Annotated in this window: 22 protein-coding genes and 1 tRNA gene; 18 read left to right on the top strand and 5 right to left on the bottom strand. The window is 66.8% G+C overall.

Features of this window, described 5'->3' with window-relative positions:
- The first annotated feature begins 3 nt into the window (after positions 1–3).
- The 15 genes from LMF57_RS15535 to queC all read left to right on the top strand — a co-directional run bounded on the left by LMF57_RS15535 (position 4) and on the right by queC (position 13,588).
- Positions 4–636, top strand: a complete 633-nt coding sequence (locus tag LMF57_RS15535) for an alpha/beta fold hydrolase (protein ID WP_025874679.1) — start codon at positions 4–6, stop codon at positions 634–636.
- Positions 637–799: 163 nt separating this feature from the next.
- Entirely contained in the window at positions 800–1,531 is a 732-nt protein-coding gene (locus tag LMF57_RS15530) for a YebC/PmpR family DNA-binding transcriptional regulator (protein ID WP_032975140.1), read from the top strand.
- 129 nt (positions 1,532–1,660) lie between these two features.
- Positions 1,661–2,182, top strand: coding sequence for a crossover junction endodeoxyribonuclease RuvC (gene ruvC, locus LMF57_RS15525; RefSeq protein ID WP_093818726.1), 522 nt, complete (start codon positions 1,661–1,663; stop codon positions 2,180–2,182).
- 13 nt (positions 2,183–2,195) lie between these two features.
- The gene (ruvA, locus tag LMF57_RS15520; protein ID WP_006386266.1) at positions 2,196–2,789 is read left to right on the top strand and encodes a Holliday junction branch migration protein RuvA; all 594 of its coding nucleotides are present in this window, start codon (positions 2,196–2,198) and stop codon (positions 2,787–2,789) included.
- 47 nt (positions 2,790–2,836) lie between these two features.
- Positions 2,837–4,756, top strand: coding sequence for a potassium transporter Kup (locus LMF57_RS15515; RefSeq protein ID WP_140225622.1), 1,920 nt, complete (start codon positions 2,837–2,839; stop codon positions 4,754–4,756).
- Positions 4,757–5,175: 419 nt separating this feature from the next.
- Positions 5,176–6,216 (top strand): Holliday junction branch migration DNA helicase RuvB, encoded by a 1,041-nt coding sequence (gene ruvB, locus LMF57_RS15510; protein ID WP_025874674.1) that lies wholly within the window; start codon positions 5,176–5,178, stop codon positions 6,214–6,216.
- Positions 6,206–6,643 carry a tol-pal system-associated acyl-CoA thioesterase gene (gene ybgC, locus LMF57_RS15505; protein WP_032975136.1) on the top strand — a complete coding sequence of 146 codons (438 nt, stop codon included), beginning with the start codon at positions 6,206–6,208 and terminating at the stop codon, positions 6,641–6,643. Before ruvB ends, ybgC begins: the two co-directional genes overlap by 11 nt.
- 10 nt (positions 6,644–6,653) lie before the next feature.
- A complete protein-coding gene (gene tolQ, locus LMF57_RS15500) occupies positions 6,654–7,433 on the top strand; it encodes a protein TolQ (protein ID WP_025874672.1) in 780 nt (259 codons plus the stop codon).
- 24 nt (positions 7,434–7,457) lie between these two features.
- The gene (gene tolR / locus LMF57_RS15495; protein ID WP_025874671.1) at positions 7,458–7,886 is read left to right on the top strand and encodes a protein TolR; all 429 of its coding nucleotides are present in this window, start codon (positions 7,458–7,460) and stop codon (positions 7,884–7,886) included.
- Positions 7,876–8,931: a cell envelope integrity protein TolA gene (tolA, locus tag LMF57_RS15490; RefSeq protein ID WP_088100991.1), complete on the top strand. Its 1,056-nt coding sequence runs from the start codon at positions 7,876–7,878 to the stop codon at positions 8,929–8,931. Before tolR ends, tolA begins: the two co-directional genes overlap by 11 nt.
- Before the next feature lie 250 nt (positions 8,932–9,181).
- Entirely contained in the window at positions 9,182–10,501 is a 1,320-nt protein-coding gene (gene tolB / locus LMF57_RS15485; protein WP_132824659.1) for a Tol-Pal system beta propeller repeat protein TolB, read from the top strand.
- A gap of 64 nt (positions 10,502–10,565) precedes the next feature.
- Positions 10,566–11,084 carry a peptidoglycan-associated lipoprotein Pal gene (gene pal / locus LMF57_RS15480; protein ID WP_025874668.1) on the top strand — a complete coding sequence of 173 codons (519 nt, stop codon included), beginning with the start codon at positions 10,566–10,568 and terminating at the stop codon, positions 11,082–11,084.
- A 3-nt stretch (positions 11,085–11,087) separates the two neighbouring features.
- Entirely contained in the window at positions 11,088–11,906 is an 819-nt protein-coding gene (gene ybgF / locus LMF57_RS15475; RefSeq protein WP_229290171.1) for a tol-pal system protein YbgF, read from the top strand.
- Positions 11,907–12,143: 237 nt separating this feature from the next.
- Positions 12,144–12,845: a 7-carboxy-7-deazaguanine synthase QueE gene (queE, locus tag LMF57_RS15470; protein WP_229290170.1), complete on the top strand. Its 702-nt coding sequence runs from the start codon at positions 12,144–12,146 to the stop codon at positions 12,843–12,845.
- Between the two features lie 77 nt (positions 12,846–12,922).
- Entirely contained in the window at positions 12,923–13,588 is a 666-nt protein-coding gene (gene queC / locus LMF57_RS15465) for a 7-cyano-7-deazaguanine synthase QueC (RefSeq protein WP_025874665.1), read from the top strand.
- Between the two features lie 130 nt (positions 13,589–13,718).
- Here queC and LMF57_RS15460 read toward each other — a convergent pair whose 3' ends face one another.
- A complete protein-coding gene (locus LMF57_RS15460; RefSeq protein WP_229290169.1) occupies positions 13,719–14,678 on the bottom strand; it encodes a DUF2268 domain-containing putative Zn-dependent protease in 960 nt (319 codons plus the stop codon).
- A gap of 174 nt (positions 14,679–14,852) precedes the next feature.
- Between LMF57_RS15460 and LMF57_RS15455 the strand changes: the two genes are divergently transcribed.
- Positions 14,853–14,928: transfer RNA gene (locus LMF57_RS15455), tRNA-Lys, on the top strand.
- Between the two features lie 73 nt (positions 14,929–15,001).
- Here LMF57_RS15455 and LMF57_RS15450 read toward each other — a convergent pair.
- Together LMF57_RS15450 and LMF57_RS15445 are read right to left on the bottom strand one after the other, a co-directional pair.
- On the bottom strand, positions 15,002–15,310 hold the full coding sequence (locus LMF57_RS15450) for a hypothetical protein (protein ID WP_229290168.1): 309 nt from the start codon (positions 15,308–15,310) through the stop codon (positions 15,002–15,004).
- Positions 15,311–15,388: 78 nt separating this feature from the next.
- Positions 15,389–15,745, bottom strand: coding sequence for a hypothetical protein (locus tag LMF57_RS15445; protein WP_229290167.1), 357 nt, complete (start codon positions 15,743–15,745; stop codon positions 15,389–15,391).
- 715 nt (positions 15,746–16,460) lie between these two features.
- Between LMF57_RS15445 and LMF57_RS15440 the strand changes: the two genes are divergently transcribed.
- Complete coding sequence (locus LMF57_RS15440; protein WP_229290166.1) at positions 16,461–17,306, top strand: alpha/beta hydrolase-fold protein; 846 nt, start codon at positions 16,461–16,463, stop codon at positions 17,304–17,306.
- Positions 17,307–17,389: 83 nt separating this feature from the next.
- Positions 17,390–18,325 carry an alpha/beta hydrolase-fold protein gene (locus tag LMF57_RS15435; RefSeq protein WP_229290165.1) on the top strand — a complete coding sequence of 312 codons (936 nt, stop codon included), beginning with the start codon at positions 17,390–17,392 and terminating at the stop codon, positions 18,323–18,325.
- A gap of 102 nt (positions 18,326–18,427) precedes the next feature.
- Here the strand turns inward: LMF57_RS15435 and LMF57_RS15430 are convergent, their stop codons facing one another.
- Together LMF57_RS15430 and LMF57_RS15425 are read right to left on the bottom strand one after the other, a co-directional pair.
- Complete coding sequence (locus LMF57_RS15430; protein ID WP_025874652.1) at positions 18,428–18,853, bottom strand: response regulator; 426 nt, start codon at positions 18,851–18,853, stop codon at positions 18,428–18,430.
- A gap of 92 nt (positions 18,854–18,945) precedes the next feature.
- Positions 18,946–19,713, bottom strand: a complete 768-nt coding sequence (locus LMF57_RS15425) for a CPBP family glutamic-type intramembrane protease (RefSeq protein WP_229290164.1) — start codon at positions 19,711–19,713, stop codon at positions 18,946–18,948.
- Between the last annotated feature and the right edge of the window lie 84 nt (positions 19,714–19,797).

The following is a 19,797-nucleotide window of genomic DNA, read 5'->3' as shown; positions in this document are numbered from 1 at the left end:
CACATGACTCCCCCCGTTCTGTTGTTGCATGGCATCTGGAATGCCCGTGCCTGGGTCGGGCCGCTGGCCTGGCGCCTGCGCGCGCGCGGCTTCCAGGTCCATACCTTTGGCTACTCGTCCGTATTTGGCGGTCCCGATGTGGCCGTGCCGCAGTTGCTGGAGCGGCTGGCAGATGCCGGCCCGCTGTCGCTGGTCGGGCACAGCCTGGGTGGCCTGCTGGCGCTGGAAGCCCTGCGCCGGCAGCCGCAGTTGCCCGTGCAGCGCGTGGTCTGCCTGGGATCGCCACTGCGGGGCAGTGGCACAGCGCGCTCGTTGTCCGAACATGGTTGGGGCCTGGCCCTGGGCCGCAGCAGCGAGCTGTTGCTGGACGGGCTGCCGGACTGGCAGGGCAAGGCCGCCGTCGGCCTGATCGCCGGCTCGGTGCCGCATGGGCTGGGCAGCCTGCTCGGGGCGCTGGATGACGATTCCGACGGTACCGTGGCGCTGGCCGAGACCCGCCTGCCGGGCCTGGCCGACCACTGCGTGGTGCGCACCAGCCACAGCGGCCTGGTGGTGTCACCCGATGCCGCGCGGCAGACCGCGCATTTCCTCCGCCATGGCCAGTTCGACCATGGCCGGGACGCCGCCGCCGCGTAGGCGGTTCGCCGGGCATGGCCCGGCGCTACCACGGCGGTGCACCCCGGTAGCGCCGGGCCATGCCCGGCGAGCGCAGCGGCATCCATCCGCCCTCGACACGGTCAGCGGGCCCGATCAGGTAGAATCCGCGGCCTTATCCATCAACGCACGTACGGAAAGACCCATGGGTAGAGGCCCCTCCATCGAGAACCGCAAAAACGCGTCTGACGCGAAGCGCGGCAAGATTTTCACCAAGATCATCCGTGAGATCGGCGTGGCCGCCCGCGGCGGTGGAGGCGACCCCAACAACAACCCGCGCCTGCGTGTGGCCGTGGACAAGGCGCTGACCGCGAACATGTCCAAGGACGTGATCGAGCGCGCCATCAAGAAGGCCACCGGTGAACTGGAAGGCGTCGAGTACGAAGAGATCCGCTACGAGGGCTACGCGCCCGGTGGCGTGGCCGTCATCGTCGATTGCCTGACCGACAACCGCGTGCGCACCGTGGCCGATGTCCGCCATGCGTTCAGCAAGTGCGGCGGCAACATGGGCACCGAAGGCTCGGTCAGCTTCATGTTCAAGCGCGTGGGCGTGCTGCACTACGGCGCTGGCGCCGATGAGGACGCCATCTCCGAAGCGGCCATCGAGGCCGGTGCCGATGACATCGTGGTCTACCCGGAGGATGGCGCGATCGACGTGCTCACCGCCGCAGACAGCTTCCACGCAGTCAAGGATGCGATGCAGGCGGCTGGCCGCACGCCGGATCATGCCGAGCTGACCTTCCGTGCCGACAACGACATCAAGGTCGAGGGCGACACCGTCCTGCAGGTCAAGAAGCTGCTGGACATGCTGGAAGACCTCGACGACGTGCAGGACGTGTACTCCAACGCCGATCTCGGCGCGGACGCCTACGCCTGAACGGACGCTGCGCCGGTCGCCTTTGGCGGCCGGTGAGCGGACAATGCGGACCATGATGACCCCAGACGTTTCCAGCCATCACCGCCGCATGCGTCCTTCCCGGATCAGCGGCCTGCGCGCGTGTGCCGCATGACCCGCATTCTCGGCATCGACCCGGGTTCACAACGGACCGGGGTCGGCATCATCGATGTCGATGCCAGCGGCCGGGTCAGCCACGTGCATCACCAGCCGCTGGTGCTGCTCGGTGCCGATGACTTCCCGCAGCGCATGAAGCTGCTGGTGCTGGGCCTGGCAGAGCTGTGCCTGCAGTTCCAGCCGCAGGAAGTGGCCATCGAAAAGGTGTTCATGGCGCGCAACCCCGATTCGGCGCTGAAGCTGGGCCAGGCCCGTGGCGCGGCGATTTCGGCGGTGGTGCTGCGCGACCTGCCGGTGCACGAATACGCTGCCAGCGAGATCAAGCTGGCGGTGGTCGGTCGTGGCGGCGCCGAAAAGCAACAGGTTCAACACATGGTCGGGCTCATGCTCAACCTGAAAACCAAGCTGCAGGCCGACGCGGCCGACGCGTTGGCCGTGGCCATCACCCATGCCCACGTAAGGGCAACGGCCAACCGCCTGGGGCTGACTGCCCGCCAGGCGTGGGGCCGCAAATGAGGAGCTGCACGCAATGATCGGTCGACTGCGCGGAATCGTCGCCTACAAGGCGCCGCCGTGGCTGGTGGTGGACGTCAACGGGGTGGGCTACGAGCTGGAGGCGCCGATGAGCACCTTCTACGACCTGCCCGAGCTGGGCCGTGAGGTCACGCTGTACACCCATTATTCGCAGAAGGAAGACAGCGTCTCGCTGTACGGCTTCCTGCGCGAAGGCGAGCGCCGCCTGTTCCGCGACGTGCAGAAGGTCAGCGGCATCGGCGCGAAGATCGCGCTGGCCGTGCTGTCCGGGGTCACCGTCGAAGAATTCGCGCGCATGGTCCAGGCCGGCGACATCACCGCGCTGACCCGCATCCCCGGCATCGGCAAGAAGACCGCCGAGCGCATGGTGCTGGAACTGCGTGACCGCGCGGCGCAGTTCGGTGCCGGTGGCGCACTGCCCACCGGCAGTGGCCCGGCCCCGGCCGATCCGCTGTCCGATGCCACCGTGGCGCTGCAGCAGCTGGGCTACAAGCCCGCCGAGGCGGCGCGGATGGCGCGCGAGGCCTTCAACGAGGGCGACGAAGTGGCCACCGTCATCCGCAAGGCCCTGCAATCGGCGCTGCGCTGAGCCGCTCCGTTTCCTTCCCCATTACCCTGAGCTTCGCCAGGAGCCCCATGTCCAGCAGTCAAACCCCGCACACCGCCGCCCAGGGTGGCCATGGTCACGCTCCCCCCGCCGGGGGCCTGGCGCTGATCATCGGTGCGATCGGCGTGGTCTTCGGCGATATCGGCACCAGCCCGCTGTATACCCTGAAGGAGGCGTTCTCGCCGCACTACGGGCTCAACAGCGACCACGACACCGTGCTGGGTGTGCTGTCGCTGGCGTTCTGGGCGCTGAACATCGTGGTCACCCTGAAGTACGTGACCATCATCATGCGCGCCGACAATGACGGCGAGGGCGGCATCATGGCGCTGATGGCGCTGACCCAGCGCACGCTGCGCAACGGGTCGCGCTCGGCCTATGTGGTCGGCATCCTCGGCATCTTCGGCGCCTCGCTGTTCTTCGGCGATGGGGTGATCACCCCGGCGATATCGGTGCTGGGTGCGGTCGAAGGCCTGGAGGTTGCCGCGCCGGGGCTGCATGCCTTCATCGTGCCGATCACCGTGGTGGTGCTGCTGGCCGTGTTCGCGGTGCAGCGTTTCGGTACCGCGAAGATCGGCAAGCTGTTCGGCCCGATCACCTCGATCTGGTTCATTTCGCTGGCCGCGATCGGCATCTACAACATCGTCGACGCGCCGGAAGTGCTGAAGGCGTTCAACCCGTGGTGGGCGATCCGCTTCTTCATGGAACACGGCTGGCACAGCATCTTCATCCTCGGCGCGGTGGTGCTGGCGGTGACCGGTGGCGAGGCGCTGTATGCCGACATGGGCCACTTCGGTGCCAAGCCGATCCGCCACGCCTGGTACTTCTTCGTGCTGCCCTGCCTGGTGCTGAACTACCTGGGGCAGGGCGCGCTGGTGCTCAACCATCCCGAGGCGGTGAAGAACCCGTTCTTCGAGGCGGTGCCGTCGTGGGCGCTGTACCCGATGATCATCCTGGCCACGATGGCGGCGGTGATCGCCTCGCAGTCGGTGATCACCGGTGCGTTCTCGGTCTCGCGCCAGGCCATGCAGCTGGGCTACATCCCGCGCATGCGCATCAAGCACACCTCGCACGACACCATCGGCCAGATCTACATCCCCGGCATCAACTGGGGCATCGCGGTGATGGTGATCGGCCTGGTGCTGGCCTTCCGCAGCTCGTCCAACCTGGCCGTGGCCTACGGCATCTCGGTGTCGGCCACCATGCTGATCGATACCCTGCTGCTGGCCCTGGTCGCACGTTCGCTGTGGCCCAAGGCACGCAACTGGATCCTGCCCTTGTGCGTGGTGTTCTTCATCATCGATCTGGGCTTTGTCATCGCCAACGGCGCCAAGCTGCTGCAGGGCGCCTGGTTCCCGGTGGTGCTGGGCATCTTCCTGTTCACCATGATGCGCACCTGGCGCCGTGGCCGCGAACTGCTGCGCGACGAGATCCGCAAGGACGGCATCCGCATCGACACCTTCCTGCCGGGCCTGATGCTGGCGCCGCCGGTACGCGTACCCGGCACCGCGGTGTTCCTCACCGCCGACCCGACCGTGGCCCCGCATGCGCTGATGCACAACCTCAAGCACAACAAGGTGCTGCACGAGCGCAACGTGTTCCTGCATGTGGTGACCCTGCCGGTGCCGTACGCGGCGGAAGGGCAGCGCCTGAAGATCGAATCGGTGGGCGATGAGTTCTATCGGGTCTACGTGCGTTTCGGCTTCATGGAGACCCCCGACGTACCGCTGGCGCTGATGCGCTCGTGCGACCACGGCGGTATCTACTTCGACCCGATGGACACCACCTTCTTCGCCAGCCGCGAGACCATCGTCGCCACCGCCAACCGCGGCATGCCGATCTGGCGCGACAAGCTGTTCGCGCTGATGCACCGGAACGCCGCCCCGGCGACGGGCTTCTTCCGGATTCCGGGTAACCGCCTGGTCGAGCTGGGCGCGCAGGTGGAGATCTGACCGCGCGGGGTCGGATCCCTTTTCCACAGGAAAAGGGCTCTGACCCCATGTCCGTGTCATCCAGCTCCATCCACACATGGCGTGGATCTACCGGGTCGACCAAGGTCGACACCCACCAATACCAGGCCATGCCGTGTCGACCAAGGTCGACACCTACCAGGAGCAGGCCATGCCATTCCGGCAGATCGCGGAGATCTGTCGAAGGCGGGGTGGGTCCGGTTGCGGGGGCGTGAGCCGCATGGATGCGGCGACCGAGCTTACATGGACGTACTTGCAGCGCCCCCCGCAACCGGACCCACCCCGCCATCCATCAGGAAACCTGCTTCTGCTGCCGCTTCGGCAGTTGAAGTTGCAGTCGCTTCTGCGGGTGCCGGGCGCAGCCCGGCCGAATCTCCCCGCTTTTACCGCATAATCAGCACATGACCGACGACCGCATCATCGCCGCCGGCGCCACCCGCGAGGATGACGCCGCCGACGCCAGCATCCGACCCAAGCGACTTGCCGATTACCTCGGCCAGGTGCCAGTGCGCGAGCAGATGGAGATCTACATCCAGGCCGCCAAGGGTCGTGGCGATGCGTTGGACCACGTCCTGATCTTCGGCCCACCCGGCCTGGGCAAGACCACCCTCAGCCACGTCATCGCCAACGAACTGGGCGTGGCGCTGCGCGTGACCTCCGGCCCGGTGATCGAGAAGGCCGGCGATCTGGCCGCGCTGCTGACCAACCTGCAGCCGCACGATGTGCTGTTCATCGACGAGATCCATCGCCTCTCGCCGGTGGTGGAAGAAGTGCTGTACCCGGCGATGGAAGATTTCCAGATCGACATCATGATCGGCGAGGGCCCTGCGGCGCGCTCGATCAAGATCGACCTGCCGCCGTTCACCCTGATCGGCGCCACCACCCGCGCCGGCCTGCTGACCGCACCGCTGCGCGACCGCTTCGGCATCGTCCAGCGCCTGGAGTTCTACAGCGTCGAAGAACTGACCCGCATCGTGCGCCGCTCGGCCGCGATCCTGGCCATCGACTGCACCGCCGACGGGGCAGGGGAGATCGCGCGCCGCGCGCGTGGCACCCCGCGTATCGCCAACCGCCTGCTGCGCCGCGTGCGCGATTACGCCCAGGTCAAGGCCGGTGGCCACATCGACCAGACCGTGGCCCAGGCCGCAATGCAGATGCTCAAGGTCGACCCGGAAGGCTTCGACGAGCTTGACCGCCGGCTGCTGAAGACCATGGTCGATTACTTCGACGGTGGCCCGGTGGGCATCGAGTCGCTCGCCGCGGCGCTGTCCGAAGAGCGGGGCACGCTGGAGGACGTGGTCGAGCCGTACCTGATCCAGCAGGGCTTCCTGGTGCGCACCGCGCGTGGCCGCATGGCGACCCACAAGGCCTACCGGCACATGGGTCTGAAGCCGAAGAACCCGCCACAGGACCTGTTTGCCGAGGTCCCCGATGTCGGTTGAACCGCGATTCAGTTGGCCGACACGCATTTACTGGGAAGATACCGACGCTGGCGGGGTGGTCTACCACGCCCGCTACGTGGCCTTCATGGAACGGGCCCGGACCGAATGGATGCGCGCGCTGGGCTACGGCCAGGAGCGCATGCGGTCCGAGCACGGCATGGTCTTCGCGGTGCGCTCCATGCAGATGGACTTCATCAAGCCGGCACGGCTGGATGACCAGCTGCAGGTAAGCGCCACCCTGGTCCAGCTGAAGAAGGCCAGCATGGTCTTCGACCAGCAGGTCCTGCGCGACGGCCAGCTGCTGCTGTCCGCACAGGTCCGCATCGCCGCACTGGACGCGGCCAGTTTCCGCCCGCGTGGCATGGACGATGCCGTCCTTGCCGCGCTGCAACCCCACCTCCACCCCGAATCCGAACAGAACTCTTGAGGAACAACGGATGATCGCAACGCTCCTGGCCCTGCAGGCCACGGTCACCGAGGCTTTGCCGGCTGACGTCAGCAATGCCGCGACCCAGACCCTTGCCCAGGCCACCACCGGCGGCGGCATCAACTACCTCGAACTGATGGCCAAGGCCAGCCTGCCGGTGAAGATCATCGTGCTGGCGCTGCTGGTCGGCTCGTTCGTCAGCTGGGTGATCATTTTCCGCAAGGCCCGCATCTTCAAGCAGGCCACCCGCGAAGCCGACGAGTTCGAGAACCGCTTCTGGTCCGGTGCCGACCTGGGCAAGCTGTACAGCTCGGCCACCGACCGCAGCCGCAATGTCGGCGGCCTGGAAGCCATCTTCGAAGCCGGTTTCCGCGAGTACACCCGCCTGCGCGACAAGCGCCGGCTGGATGGCCGTGCCCAGCTGGAAGGTGCCCAGCGCGCCATGCGCACCACCTACACCCGCGAAGTCGACCAGCTCGAGCGCAACCTGGAACTGCTGGCCAACATCGGCTCGACCGCCCCGTACGTGGGCCTGGTCGGTACCGTGTTCGGCATCATGGTGACCATGCACGACATGATCAGCAGCGGCGCCCAGGCCGGTATCGCCGCCGTCGCCCCGGGCATCTCCGAAGCGCTGTTCGCCACCGCCATCGGCCTGTTCGTGGCGATCCCGGCGGTATGGGCCTACAACCGCTTCACCACCCGCGTGGAGCGCATGTCGGTGCGTTTCGAGACCTTCGCCGACGAGTTCAGCTCGATCCTGCAGCGCCAGAGCGCTGGCGACGAGTAAGCGCCAGACCCGGGAGTCCAAGCCATGTCCGCTGCCATCGGTCGCCGCAAGCGTCGCAAGCTGAAATCGGAAATCAACGTCGTTCCCTATATCGACGTCATGCTGGTGCTGTTGATCATCTTCATGGTCACCGCGCCACTGCTCACCCTGAGCTTCGATGTCGACCTGCCCAATTCCAACGCCAAGGCGCTGGAAAGCAAGCAGGACCCGGTGATCGTCTCGGTGCGCCAGGACGGCCAGCTCAGCCTGAAGCTGCCCGACGCCAAGGAACCCACGGCCGTCACTGCCGAGGAACTGCAGGGCCACCTGTCCGGCATCGCCGCGCAGGACAAGGGAGTGCGCGTGATCGTCGCCGCCGACCGTGCCGTGGCCTATGAAAAGGTCATCGCGGCGATGGACGTGATCAAGCGCGCCAACGTGGACAAGGTAGGCCTGGCCACCGATGCACGCTGACGCCCTGCCGCCACCGCACAAGCAGGAACCCGGCTGGGGCCAGCCGCTGGTGCTGGCCGTGCTGGTGCACCTGCTGGTCGCGTTGATCTTCATCGGCGCCTGGCTGTGGTCACCGCAGCGCAATACCGATGCCGCCGCAGGCGATCCCTCGGTCGAGGCCAGCCTGGCGCTGTCCGCGTCCGAAGCCGCCGCCGCCCGCCAGGCCCTGCGCCAGTCGGAAAAGCTGGAAGACCTGCCGCCGCCGGTGGCCGAACCGATCCCGGTGCCGGAAGACACCATCCCGCCGCCGCAGCCGATTGAAGAGCCGCGCCCGCAGGACGCACCGACGCCGCAGCAGCAACAGGCGCAGGAGCGCGTGGCGCAGCCCGATACCAAGGACCAGGACGCGGTCAGCGCGTTGGCGATCTCGCAGGAAAAGGCCAAGCAGGAGCAGGAAGCCAAGCGCCGCCAGGAGCAGATCGACCTGACCGAGCGCAAGCGCCAGGAAGAGGCCGAGCAGAAGCTGCGCCTGGCCAAGCAGCAGGAGGCGGACGCCAAGAAGAAGCAGGCCGAGCAGGAGCGCCTGGCCGCTGACAAGGCCGAGGCCGAGAAGCAGAAGAAGATCGCCGACATCCGTGCCCGCCGTGAGCAGGCAGAGAAGGAAGCCAAGCTGGCCGAGCAGAAGCTGCGCCAGGTCGCCGCCGCGCGCAATGCCGCAGGCACGGCCGCTGCTGGTGCCAGTGGTGCCGCACAGCCGGCTGCCGGTGGTGGTGGCAGCAGTGATGATCTGTCTGCCAAGTACGCGGCGGCCATCCAGGCCAAGGTGCTGGCGCAGTGGGTGCGTCCGGACAGCGTGCCGCTGGGCCAACGCTGCCAGATCACCATCAACCAGTTGCCGGGCGGTACCGTCCGCAGCGCCACGGTCAGCGCCGGCTGCCCGTTCGATGAGGCCGGCAAGCGCTCGATCGAGGCCGCCGTGCTCAACGCCCAGCCGCTGCCGTACCGCGGTTTCGAGCAGGTATTCGCACGCACGATCAACTTCACGTTCACCGCCCAGGATCGCTGAGGCGCGGGGGCAGGGCGGCCCTTTGGGGCTGTCCCGTCATCCGATGACGCCTTTAGCTCTGGATCGTACGGGCCCGTCCACGCCATGCTTGGGACGCGTCATTCGCACGAAAGGTGGCCGCGACGTTAACGGCATGTGAGAGACCCGGCTGGCACTGACCAGGAATTCACGTACCCTTGGTTCATGATTGCGAAGCGGTTCACTGCCGTTTTGTTATCCCTCGTTCCGGTTCCCCCTATTTGAGCGCTCCATGAAGAAGATGCCTCGCTGGCTTGCCGTGTTTGCGGCCCTGTTGCTGCCCTTTGCTGCCGTCGCGCAGCAGAAGGGGCTGGATATCGACATCATCGGCGGCAATGCCTCCGCCCTCCCGATCACCATCGTGCCGATGCCCTACCAGGGTGCAGCCGGTGCTCCGCAGACCGACGTCGCCGGCGTGGTCCGTGCCGACCTCGAACGTTCGGGCCAGTTCCGCACGCTGCCCGAAGCGCAGATCGTCGAAAAGCCGACCCGCGGTGGCGAGATCCAGTTCCCGACCTGGCGCGCGCTGAAGCAGAACTACATCGTCGTCGGCCGGGTCATGGACGCCGGTGCCGGCGCCTACCGCGTCGAGTACGAACTGTTCGACGTGCCCAAGGGCGAGCGCCTGCTGGGCCTGGCGATGACCGCACGTGGCAATGCCATGCGCGATGTTGCCCACCAGATGGCCGACGCCATCTACGAGAAGATCACCGGTGTCCGTGGTGCCTTCTGGACCCGCATCGCCTACGTGACCGCCAGCGGCAAGGGCGACGCCATGCGCTACGCGCTGATGGTGGCCGATTCGGACGGCTTCAACCCGCAGACCATCGTCCGTTCGGCCGAGCCGCTGCTGTCGCCGTCGTGGAGCCCGGATGGCAACAAGCTGGCCTACGTCAGCTTCGAGCGTGGCAACTCGGCCATCTACATCCAGAACATCTCCACCGGCGCCCGTGAGCTGGTCACCAGCTTCCGCGGCATCAACAGCGCCCCGGCGTTCTCGCCGGACGGTCGCAAGCTGGCCCTGACCCTGTCGCGTTCGGGCAACCCGGAAATCTACGTGATGGATCTGGGCAGCAAGCAGCTGACCCAGCTGACCAACCACTTCGCCATCGATACCGAGCCGACCTGGGCGCCGGACGGCAGCGCGGTGTACTTCACCTCCGACCGCGGCGGCCGTCCGCAGGTGTACAAGGTCGGTGCCGGTGGTGGCAGCGCCGAGCGCGTGACCTTCCAGGGCAACTACAACGCCAAGCCCTCGGTGTCCTACGACGGCAAGAAGATCGCCGTTGCCCAGGGTTCGGGCAACAGCTACAAGATCGCGGTGATGGACAGCTCGCTGGGTTCGCCGCGCTGGAGCACGCTGTCGCCGGGTTCGCTGGACGAGTCGCCGAGCTTCGCGCCCAACGCGAGCATGGTGCTGTATGCCGCCCGCGAGGGTGGTCGTGGTGTGCTGTACGCCGTCTCGGCCGATGCGCGCGTGCGCCAGCGCCTGGTTCTGGCAGACGGTGATGTGCGCGAGCCGGCATGGTCCCCCTACCGTACCCAGCGCTAAAAGAGTGTTAATATTTTCTCTGTATTGAACCCCTCATCGGCTTAGGAGCCACAAAGGTATCGCCATGAACAAGTCCACCCGCGTTCTGCTTGTTTCCCTGCTGTCTGTGGCCGTCCTGGCCGGTTGCTCGAAGAAGGTCAAGGAAGAAGCCCCGGCTCCGGTCGATACCGGCACCTCGACCACCACCCCGACCGGTCCGTCCACCTCCGGCCTGTACGGCCCGGGCGACCTGGACACCGATGCCTGCCTGCGCCAGCGCGTTGTCTACTTCGACCTGGACAAGGAAGACGTGAAGCCGGAATTCCAGGCCATCATGGCTTGCCACGCCAAGTACCTGCGTGACCGTCCGTCCTCGCGCATCACCCTGCAGGGCCACACCGACGAGCGCGGTTCGCGCGCGTACAACCAGGCCCTGGGCGAGCGTCGTGGCAACGGCGTCAACTCGGCACTGCAGGCCAACGGTGGCTCGGCTTCGCAGCTGACCGTCGTGTCCTACGGTGAAGAGCGTCCGGTCTGCACCGAGTCGAACGAGTCCTGCTGGTCGCAGAACCGTCGCGTCGAAATCGTCTACACCGCGCAGTAATCCATGCGCCTTGGCATCAAACTGATGCTGGTCGTTGCGGCAGCCCTCGTGGCTGCCGCACCGGCGCATGCACAACGTCAGAGCCTGGCCGACCGCGTCGGTTCGCTCGAGCAGCAGATGTACAACAACAGTGCCAACCAGGACCTGTTGAACCAGATCAATCAGCTGCGGCAGCAGGTCACCAGCCTGCAGGCCTCGATCGAGCAACTCCAGCACGACAACGCCCAGCTCAAGCAGACCGCCCAGGATCAGTACCTGGATCTGGACAGCCGCCTGAACCGGTTGGAAGGGGGCTCTGCCGCCCCGGCCCTGCCTGCGGTTCCGGCGAGCGCACCGAAGGCTCCTGCAGCCCCGGCAAAACCCGCAGCGGCGGCCACTTCCGAGCGGCCGCCTTCCGTCCATGGTGACCCGGGCAGCCTGGCCGTCACCGGTGACGAGCGTACGTCCTACAACGTGGCCTTCGACGCATTGAAGGCGGGCAAGTACGATGATTCGGCGCAGCTGTTCCTGAGCTTCCTGGAGCTGTACCCGAACGGTGTCTACGCCCCCAATGCGCTGTACTGGCTGGGTGAAAGCTATTACGCCACCCGCAATTTCCCGATGGCCGAGTCCCAGTTCCGCGAACTGCTCTCGCGCTATCCCACCCACGACAAGGCCGCAGGTGGCCTGCTCAAGATCGGGCTCTCGCAGTATGGCGAGGGCAAGGTCGACCAGGCCCAGCAGACGCTGGAGAGCGTCGTGGCGCAATACCCGGGCTCGGATGCCGCGCGTACCGCGCAGGACCGCCTGCAGTCGATCCGCCTCGGCAATCAGATCCGCTGATCCGCTGACCGGGCGTACAATGTGTTCCCCGTAGCGCCGAGCCCTTGCTCGGCTGCTTTCGTTTCCGGGTCGGCAAACCCGTCCGGATCCGGTAGCGCCGGGCCATGCCCGGCGGCTTGCATTACCCGCCGGGCCCTACCCGACCGGCTGCTGTTGTAGAGCCGAGCCATGCTCGGCTGCGTTCGTTACCGGCCACGGTAGCCCACCCGCCACGTGTCCCACCAAGAAGTCCCTGCCATGACCGCCGTTGCCCCGTCCGCCGCCGTCGCCACGCCCAGCGAGATCGTGCAGTCGCCTCTGCCGCGCCTGAAGATCACCGAGATCTTCACCTCCCTGCAGGGCGAAGCCGATACCGCCGGTTGGCCGACCGTGTTCGTGCGCCTGACCGGCTGCCCGCTGCGCTGCCAGTACTGCGACACCGCCTACGCCTTCCACGGCGGCACCTGGTGGGACATCGACGATATCGTGGCCCACGTGCAGGCCCAGGGCGTGCGCCACGTCTGCGTGACCGGCGGCGAGCCGCTGGCGCAGAAGCGCTGCCTGGTGCTGCTGCAGAAGCTGTGCGATGCCGGCCTCGACGTGTCGCTGGAAACCTCCGGTGCGCTGGACGTCAGCGCCGTCGATCCGCGCGTGTCGCGCGTGGTCGACATCAAGACCCCCGGCTCGGCCGAGGTCGCGCGCAACCGCTGGGAAAACCTGCCGCTGCTGACCACGCGTGACCAGATCAAGTTCGTGATCTGCAACCGCGAAGACTACGACTGGGCCAAGGCCATGGTCGCCGAACACCAGCTGGTGCAGCGCACGATGGTGTTCTTCTCACCCAGCAAGGGCGAAATCACTGCCCGCCAGCTGGCCGACTGGATCGTGGAAGACCGGCTGCCGGTGCGCTTCCAGATGCAGTTGCATAAAATCCTGTGGAACGACGAGCCGGGCCGATGAGCCGGCGCAGCGTTTCCTGATGTAGCTCCGGCGCGGGACAGCGTGCTGGCTTTCTCCCCCAACCGGATGATTTACCCATGAAGAAGGCAGTCGTGCTTCTCTCCGGCGGCATGGATTCAGCCGCCGTCATCGCCATGGCCCAGGAACAGGGCTTCGCCGTGCATGCCCTGAGCGTGCGTTACGGCCAGCGCCACACCTCCGAGCTGGATGCCGCCGCACGCGTGGCCAAGGCCCAGGGGGTGATCGTGCACAAGACCGTGGACGTGGACCTGCGCAGCATCGGCGGCTCGGCGCTGACCGACGACATCGACGTGCCCGAGGCGGGCGGCGAGGGCATCCCGGTCACCTACGTGCCGGCGCGCAACACCATCATGCTGTCGCTGGCGTTGGGCTGGGCCGAAGTGCTTGGCGCCAACGACATCTTCTGTGGCGTCAACGCCGTGGACTACTCCGGCTACCCGGATTGCCGCCCAGAATTCATCGCCGCCTTCCAGGCGCTGGCCAACCTGGCGACCAAGTCGGGCGTGGAAGGCGCGGGCATCACCGTGCATGCGCCGCTGCAGTTCCTCAGCAAGGGCCAGATCGTCAGCGAAGGCGTGCGACTGGGCGTGGACTTCGGCCTGACGGTGTCCTGCTACAACGCCGATGCCAGCGGCGCGGCCTGCGGGCATTGCGATGCCTGCCGCCTGCGCGCGCAGGGCTTCGCCGATGCCGGCGTGCCCGACCCGACGCTGTACGCCTGACCGCGCCCGGTGGGTGGTGGGTGCGAACCGTTGGTTCGCACTCCCTATCCCGGCGCTACCGCTGCCCGGCTACCCCGGTGGGTGCGAACCGTTGGTTCGCACCGCCTGACCCGCCGCGCGCGGCCCTGCGCTACCGCTGCTGCAGCCAACCCGATGCTTCAATGAAACCGCGCACCGCAACCGGATCGCTGTAATCCAGCTCGATCATCCGTGCGATCGCCGCCTGCTCATCCGGCTGCTGCCGCATGTACTCCTGCGCGATGCGGTAACCCGCGTAGTACCCCACATCACTCACCCCGAACGCATTACGGGCGCTGTTGTACAGCCAGTTGTCCAGCGCATCGCCATCCATCTCCGCTCTGAAGCGAGCGCGGATCTCCGATTCGTGCAACGGGCCATAGGTGTACAGCGGCAGTGCCGGGCGGCGACCGCTGATCCGCTCGGCGATGTACTCGGCCACGCCCTCGCGGACCGCATATTGCGCGAGCGATCCGGTGGTCTCGCGCTGCTGGGTGTGCACGTACTCATGCAGGTTGTTCTGCGCGTTGTTCGCGCCCGGCGCGCTGTCATAGAAAATCCGCAGGCGACTGCGCAACGGCTCCGGCAGTTCGCTGACATCCACGCTTGCATCGCCGAGTGCCATCTCCGCGCCGATCAGCACCTGGTTGCCCAGCGTGGTGCCGCCTGTGCGCAGCACGCCCACCGCATAGGTGATGCTGGCCGGGCGCAGGGCGGGGTAGAGCTTACGGAACACAGCCAGATCCCGCTCCAGCGTAGCGCTGGCCTGCCGGGCGTTGGCGGTCAGCGGCCGCACCGAGGCCCAGAAGCGCGGCCAGGCGAGCATTGCTTGTTCGTATTCGGCGGCGGTGTAGTTGCGCACCTTCATCAGCGCATGCAGGCCAGGGCTGCCGGGCTCGATATAGCGCTGCTGCACCAGGGCCACACGCTGCGCGGCATCGGGCTCGGTGAGCACCGCATCGTAAGTAGCCCAGAAGCGGCCGATGTCCTCGGTCCGCACCTGTGCAGGCGATGCCGCAGCGGCGGCAAACGGCAGCAGCAGGGCGAGCATCAACGGCAGTGGCAGGCGCATCCATCGCTCCGGGGCAGGGTCGCAGGTGAGATGCGGCGGGTGACGGAAAGGTTTAGAGGCCCGCAGCCGGGGCAGTGCCCGCCGCTGGCTGGCAGCCTGGTAGATCCCCGGCTTCACCCCACCCGGAAAAGTACGGTAGAATGCCCACCCCGCCGAAAGGCAGGGGCCTTGCATGGGCCGTTAGCTCAGTCGGTAGAGCAGAAGACTTTTAATCTTTTGGTCGATGGTTCGAATCCATCACGGCCCACCATTGCAGGCCATGACCTCGGTCATCCAGAAAGGCACCGCCAAGCGGTGCCTTTTTTGTTGCAGAACCTGAGGTCCTACCTGGACTTCGCGCCCTGGGAACGGGCCGCCTCGCGCTCTGCCTCTACCTTGGCGGCAGCATTCGCAGCACGCTCCACTGCGGCGCGCTCTGCGTCGAACCGGGCTTGCCGCTGGGCGCTGTAATTGCGCTCCAGTTCCAGCGAGGCAGTGAAGCTGTCGGGGTGCTTTGCGGCGCACGCCTGCTGCACCAATTGCACGGCACGGTCGGACAGCCCGGGTTGGATGTTGCCGAGCAGGCAGTCGGCGTATGGTACGGAAGCGGCCGGGCTTGCGGCCAGCGCGGCAATGATCATGGCATTCAACATGCGAACCTCCTTGTGTCAGTGTCGATGGAACCCGGAACGGGCCCGGTCCGAGTATGGCTGGATTATGGTGCGGGGTTGCTACTCAGGCCGGATATCCCGGCACACCAGTTCCGCCAGCCCGCGGAAGGCGAAGAACAGCCCTTCGACCACGCCGTCATCCAGATGCCGGTCCGGCGTTGCCATTGATCGGCAGCGATCGGCGGCGTGCAGCATCTCTGCCACGGTCAGCATGCCGACGGCCGCGCGCTCCACGCGTGACAGTGCCACCCTGCGCCCTGCGGGAAGGCTGGTATCAGGCCAGGGCTGGCCGTCTGCACCTTCGCCCGCGCGGATGCGTTCGAGGCAGCCCAGGAACGTGCTCAGTTCGGGCGCAGGGTTGTCATCGTCGTCGTTGACGCTGGCGGCATATGAGGGATAGGGCGGACCTTCGGTCATCTCGGCTTCCTCGGCTCTGGGGTGAGAGTGCCACCGCGTGAGGCGGGTGGCGGACGGTGCGTGGCTGCAAGCCGGGATGAAGTATCGCCATTGACCGGCGGGCACGAAGGCCCCCACGCACCGCCCGCCATAAAGGCCGACGGATCACCCGCCGGCACGGTCCGGAGACAGTGCCGACGGGTGAGCGCAAACAACAAGCGATAACCTCATCACGGGCTTGCAGGCCCGGTGCCACCCGTTGTCGGTGGCGCAGCATGGTGTTTACGCCTGCGCTTGGATTTCAATCAGAAATCTCCGCAAGGACATGCGGAATCCAGACGCGCGACGATGGTGGCGCAGGCCTGACTTGCGCAGCAAGCGTCAGTACACGACGCATTCGTTTCCGCGTCTGGTTGATCGCGCTGGAAGATGCCGCAAACCGCACACTGCGATGCATCTGCCGTGAACCAGCGCGTGTAAAGCTGGCTTCACTTTCGCTATCAATGTCCTCTGTGCGTTCCAGTTGTACCCACCGCATTTCGGTGCAGGTGCGACGATAGTGGCGTCCTTGGCGGTTCAAACACGACACATGGCGGTGCACGCGCGGTATGGGGGCCGTGCCCGGGCGCGAGTCACGGCAAGTCATCCGTGCATGGCGTGGATCTACGCATCTGGCAGGCGCCACTGCGCGCGTCCGGGCGCTATGCTCGGCATCTTTCGCTGGATGGGGCGCCCAATGCGCTTGATCGTGCTGTCACTGTTGTTGTCCTGTGTCTCCGCCGCGCCGCTGATGGCCGCCGAACCGGCGCCTCCGCCGGCGATCGCCTCACCGTTGGTCATCGGCGAGACCTTCACCCTCCAGTCCAAGGCACTGGGCGAAGCCCGCCGCATCAACGTCTACCGCCCGCAGCCGTGGGGCCTGGACCCGAAGACGCCACTGCCGGTGCTGTACATGCCCGACGGCGGCATCGGCGAGGACTTCCTGCACGTGGCCGGGTTGGTGCAGGTGCTGACCGGCAACGGCAGCATGCGCCCGTTCCTGCTGGTCGGCATCGAGAACACCGAGCGCCGCCGCGACATGACCGGCCCGAGCCGTAATCCTGAGGACCAGAAGATCGCGCCACGCATCGGTGGCTCGGCGGCGTACCGTGATTTCCTGCGCGATGAACTGATGCCGCAGATACGCCAGCGTTATGCGACCACCGACGAGCGGGCACTGATCGGTGAATCGCTGGCCGGGTTGTTCGTGATCGAAACGCTGCTGCAGGAACCCACCCTGTTCAACAGCTACATCGCGCTGGACCCCAGCCTGTGGTGGAACCACGGCGCCTTGCTGTCTGGCGCAGGCAAGCAGGTGCCGTCGGTTGCGCGCAGCGGCGCGCGGCTGTTCCTGGCCAGCAGTGGCCAGCCGGAACTGGCTGCGTCGAGCGCACGCTTGGCGGCGGTGCTGCAGCAGGCATCGCCGGCAACGCTGGTGAAGTACCAGCCGCTGCCGGAAGAGACCCACGCTACCATCTACCACCCGGCCGCCCTGCAGGGTCTGCGTACGTTGTTCCCGGTACCGCCGCCTGCGTCGCCTTGAGAGGTTTGGCGCGCAACAGCGCGGTGTGTGAGGATGCATCAGCGGCGCCACCTGGGCGCGCCGCCCGCAACAGGAGAGCGCGGATGCAGCGTGTGCGTGGATGGAGTGTGCTGGCCTGCCTGGCCTTGGCAGGGTGCGCGATGTCGGTGGCGCCGCCGGCAACGCAGAAGGAAGCCAGGGAAAGCGCGACCGCCGTGCCAGGCGTTGTGCTGCCCGATACCGAGTCACTGCGCGTGCATGACCCGATCGGGCGCGACTATGCCCTGTGGGTGGCGTTGCCTGCCGGCTACGCGGCGCATCCGCAGAAGCGTTATCCGGTGGTGTACGTGACCGATGCGCTGTACAGCTTTCCGCTGGTGCGCAGCGTGCGCAACCTGGTGGGGCAGCAGGGCGTCAACATCGAGGATTTCATCCTGGTCGGGTTGCCGCCGCAGGAAGGCCTGACCTCCAAGCAGAGCCGCTCGCGCGACTACACCCCCAGTGATCCTGTGCGCACCCCTGCCGGCTACTACAGCGATGACGTCACCTATGGCGGCGCGGCCCATTACCGCGACTTCCTGGCTGACCACGCGCTGCCGATGATCGATGCGCGCTACCGTACCGATCCGGCCCGGCGCGTGTTTGCGGGTCATTCCTATGGCGCGCTGTTTGGTGCTTACGTGCTGACGACCCAGCCCGACATGTTCGGCACCTACATCCTGTCCAGTCCGTCGCTGTGGTTCGACCAGGGCCTGCTGCCGCGCATGCAGGATGCCGCCCTGATGCCTTCACAGCCCATCCGCGTGCTGCTGTCGGTGGGCGGCTACGAGACGGTCAAGCCGGGGCCACGCTATTCAACGGGCAACGACATGCTGCGGCAGAGCGCCGACTTCGCCGGTCAGCTGCAGCGCAGCGGTCGCAAGCTGCAGGTGGAGAACATCGTGATGGATGGCGAAGACCATCTCACGGTGTATCCGCGCGTGATCACCCGCGCGCTGCTGCAGGTACTCCCGGGCGAAGGACCGTATACCGGCGGCTGACGGCCGGCTCCATCCACGCATGGCGTGGATCTACTGGCAGCATTTTCCGTTCACGCAACGGTGCGCATCGCCGTAGATCCACGCCATGCGTGGATGGCGGCCTCAGGCCGCGCTCGCCTGCGGCGCCGGCATCAGCGCGGCATCGGCGGCATGGCGGAAGCACAGCCGGATCGCATCCAGCAGCTCGCTCATGTTGTAGGGCTTGGGCAGGAAATGGATGCCGTCGTGCAGTTGCGGCAGCACGGCATGCTGGTCCATGCCGGAGGTCACCAGGATCGGCAGCTGCGGATACAGGCTGCGCACGCGGTTGGCGGCCTCGATGCCGCTGACCAGGCCGAGATTGACGTCGGTGAACATCAGGTCGAAGCGCTCTCCGGCGGCCAGCAGGCCCAGCGCGGCTTCGGCGCTGCTGACGCCTGCGACGTGGCAGGCCTGGCTCTCCAGCGCCATCCGGCTCAGTTCACGGGTTTCCTCGGCGTCTTCGATCAGCAGGACGCGTGGTTCAACGTGGCGCTTGGACAGCAGCATGACGCAACAACTCCGGACGGCAGGGCATGAAAGGCGCGCAAGTATGCGCAAGCCCCCAGTGAGCCCCGCGTGCAGGATCAGCTAAGTGGGCGTTACAGCGGATTGCTGCGCTGGCGGCGTACATGCCAGGCCAGCGCTGCCACCGCCAGCAGTGCAGTGCCGATGCGCAGGCTGGTGGCCTGCCAGCCCAGCGCAACGGCGTCGTCGAGGCTGAACACATTCCACGCCAGGTTCATCGACACGTGCAGGGCCAGACCGCACCACAGGGTATTGCCGTCGAGGTGGTCGAGCCAGGCGAAGATGAAGCCGCCGAAGGCGATCACTACGCCGATGAACAGGGCCACGCCGCCGCCGTCGAAGCCGCCGAAGCCCAGCCAGTGCACCATGCCGAACAGCAGGGCCTGCGGCAGCGCGAGCAACGGCCAGGGGCCGCGTACGATCTTCGCCAGCAGCACGAAGCCCAGGCCGCGGAACAGCACTTCTTCGGCCAGCGGGAACAGCACGGCCAGCATCGCGGCGTCCAGCGTCGTCAGCGCCGTGTTGGGCATCCCCAGCAGGGCCAGCCCCAGCCAGCACGGCAGGCTGGCCAGCAGCACCCACAACGGGCCACGCAGGCCGTTTCCGCGCAGGCCGAGGCTGGCCAGCAGGCCCACTCCGCGGGGGCGCAGCAGCGTGGCCAGCAGCAGTGCGACCAGCACCGCCAGCGCGTTGTCCAGCAGGCTGCCACCGTAGGGCATGGGCAGGGCGGGAATCGGCGCGCCCAGCGCGGCACTGATGTCGCGCACGTTCAGGCCGAGGCCAACGCCAAGCAGCACCAGCAACAGGCGGACGCCTGTGGGAATCGAGTCACGGGCAGTCACATGCATTCCTTGCAGCGAGGTCGCGAGGCAGTCTGCAGGGCGGCGGACGTGGTGGCACGCGCCGGAAGTCCCTGTGCCATCGGT

Origin of the sequence: Stenotrophomonas sp. SI-NJAU-1, assembly GCF_020883215.1 — a bacterium.
GTDB classification, from domain to species: Bacteria; Pseudomonadota; Gammaproteobacteria; order Xanthomonadales; family Xanthomonadaceae; genus Stenotrophomonas; species Stenotrophomonas indicatrix.
Note: the sequence above shows the minus strand (reverse complement) of the source record. Positions and strands in the feature narration are given on the sequence as shown.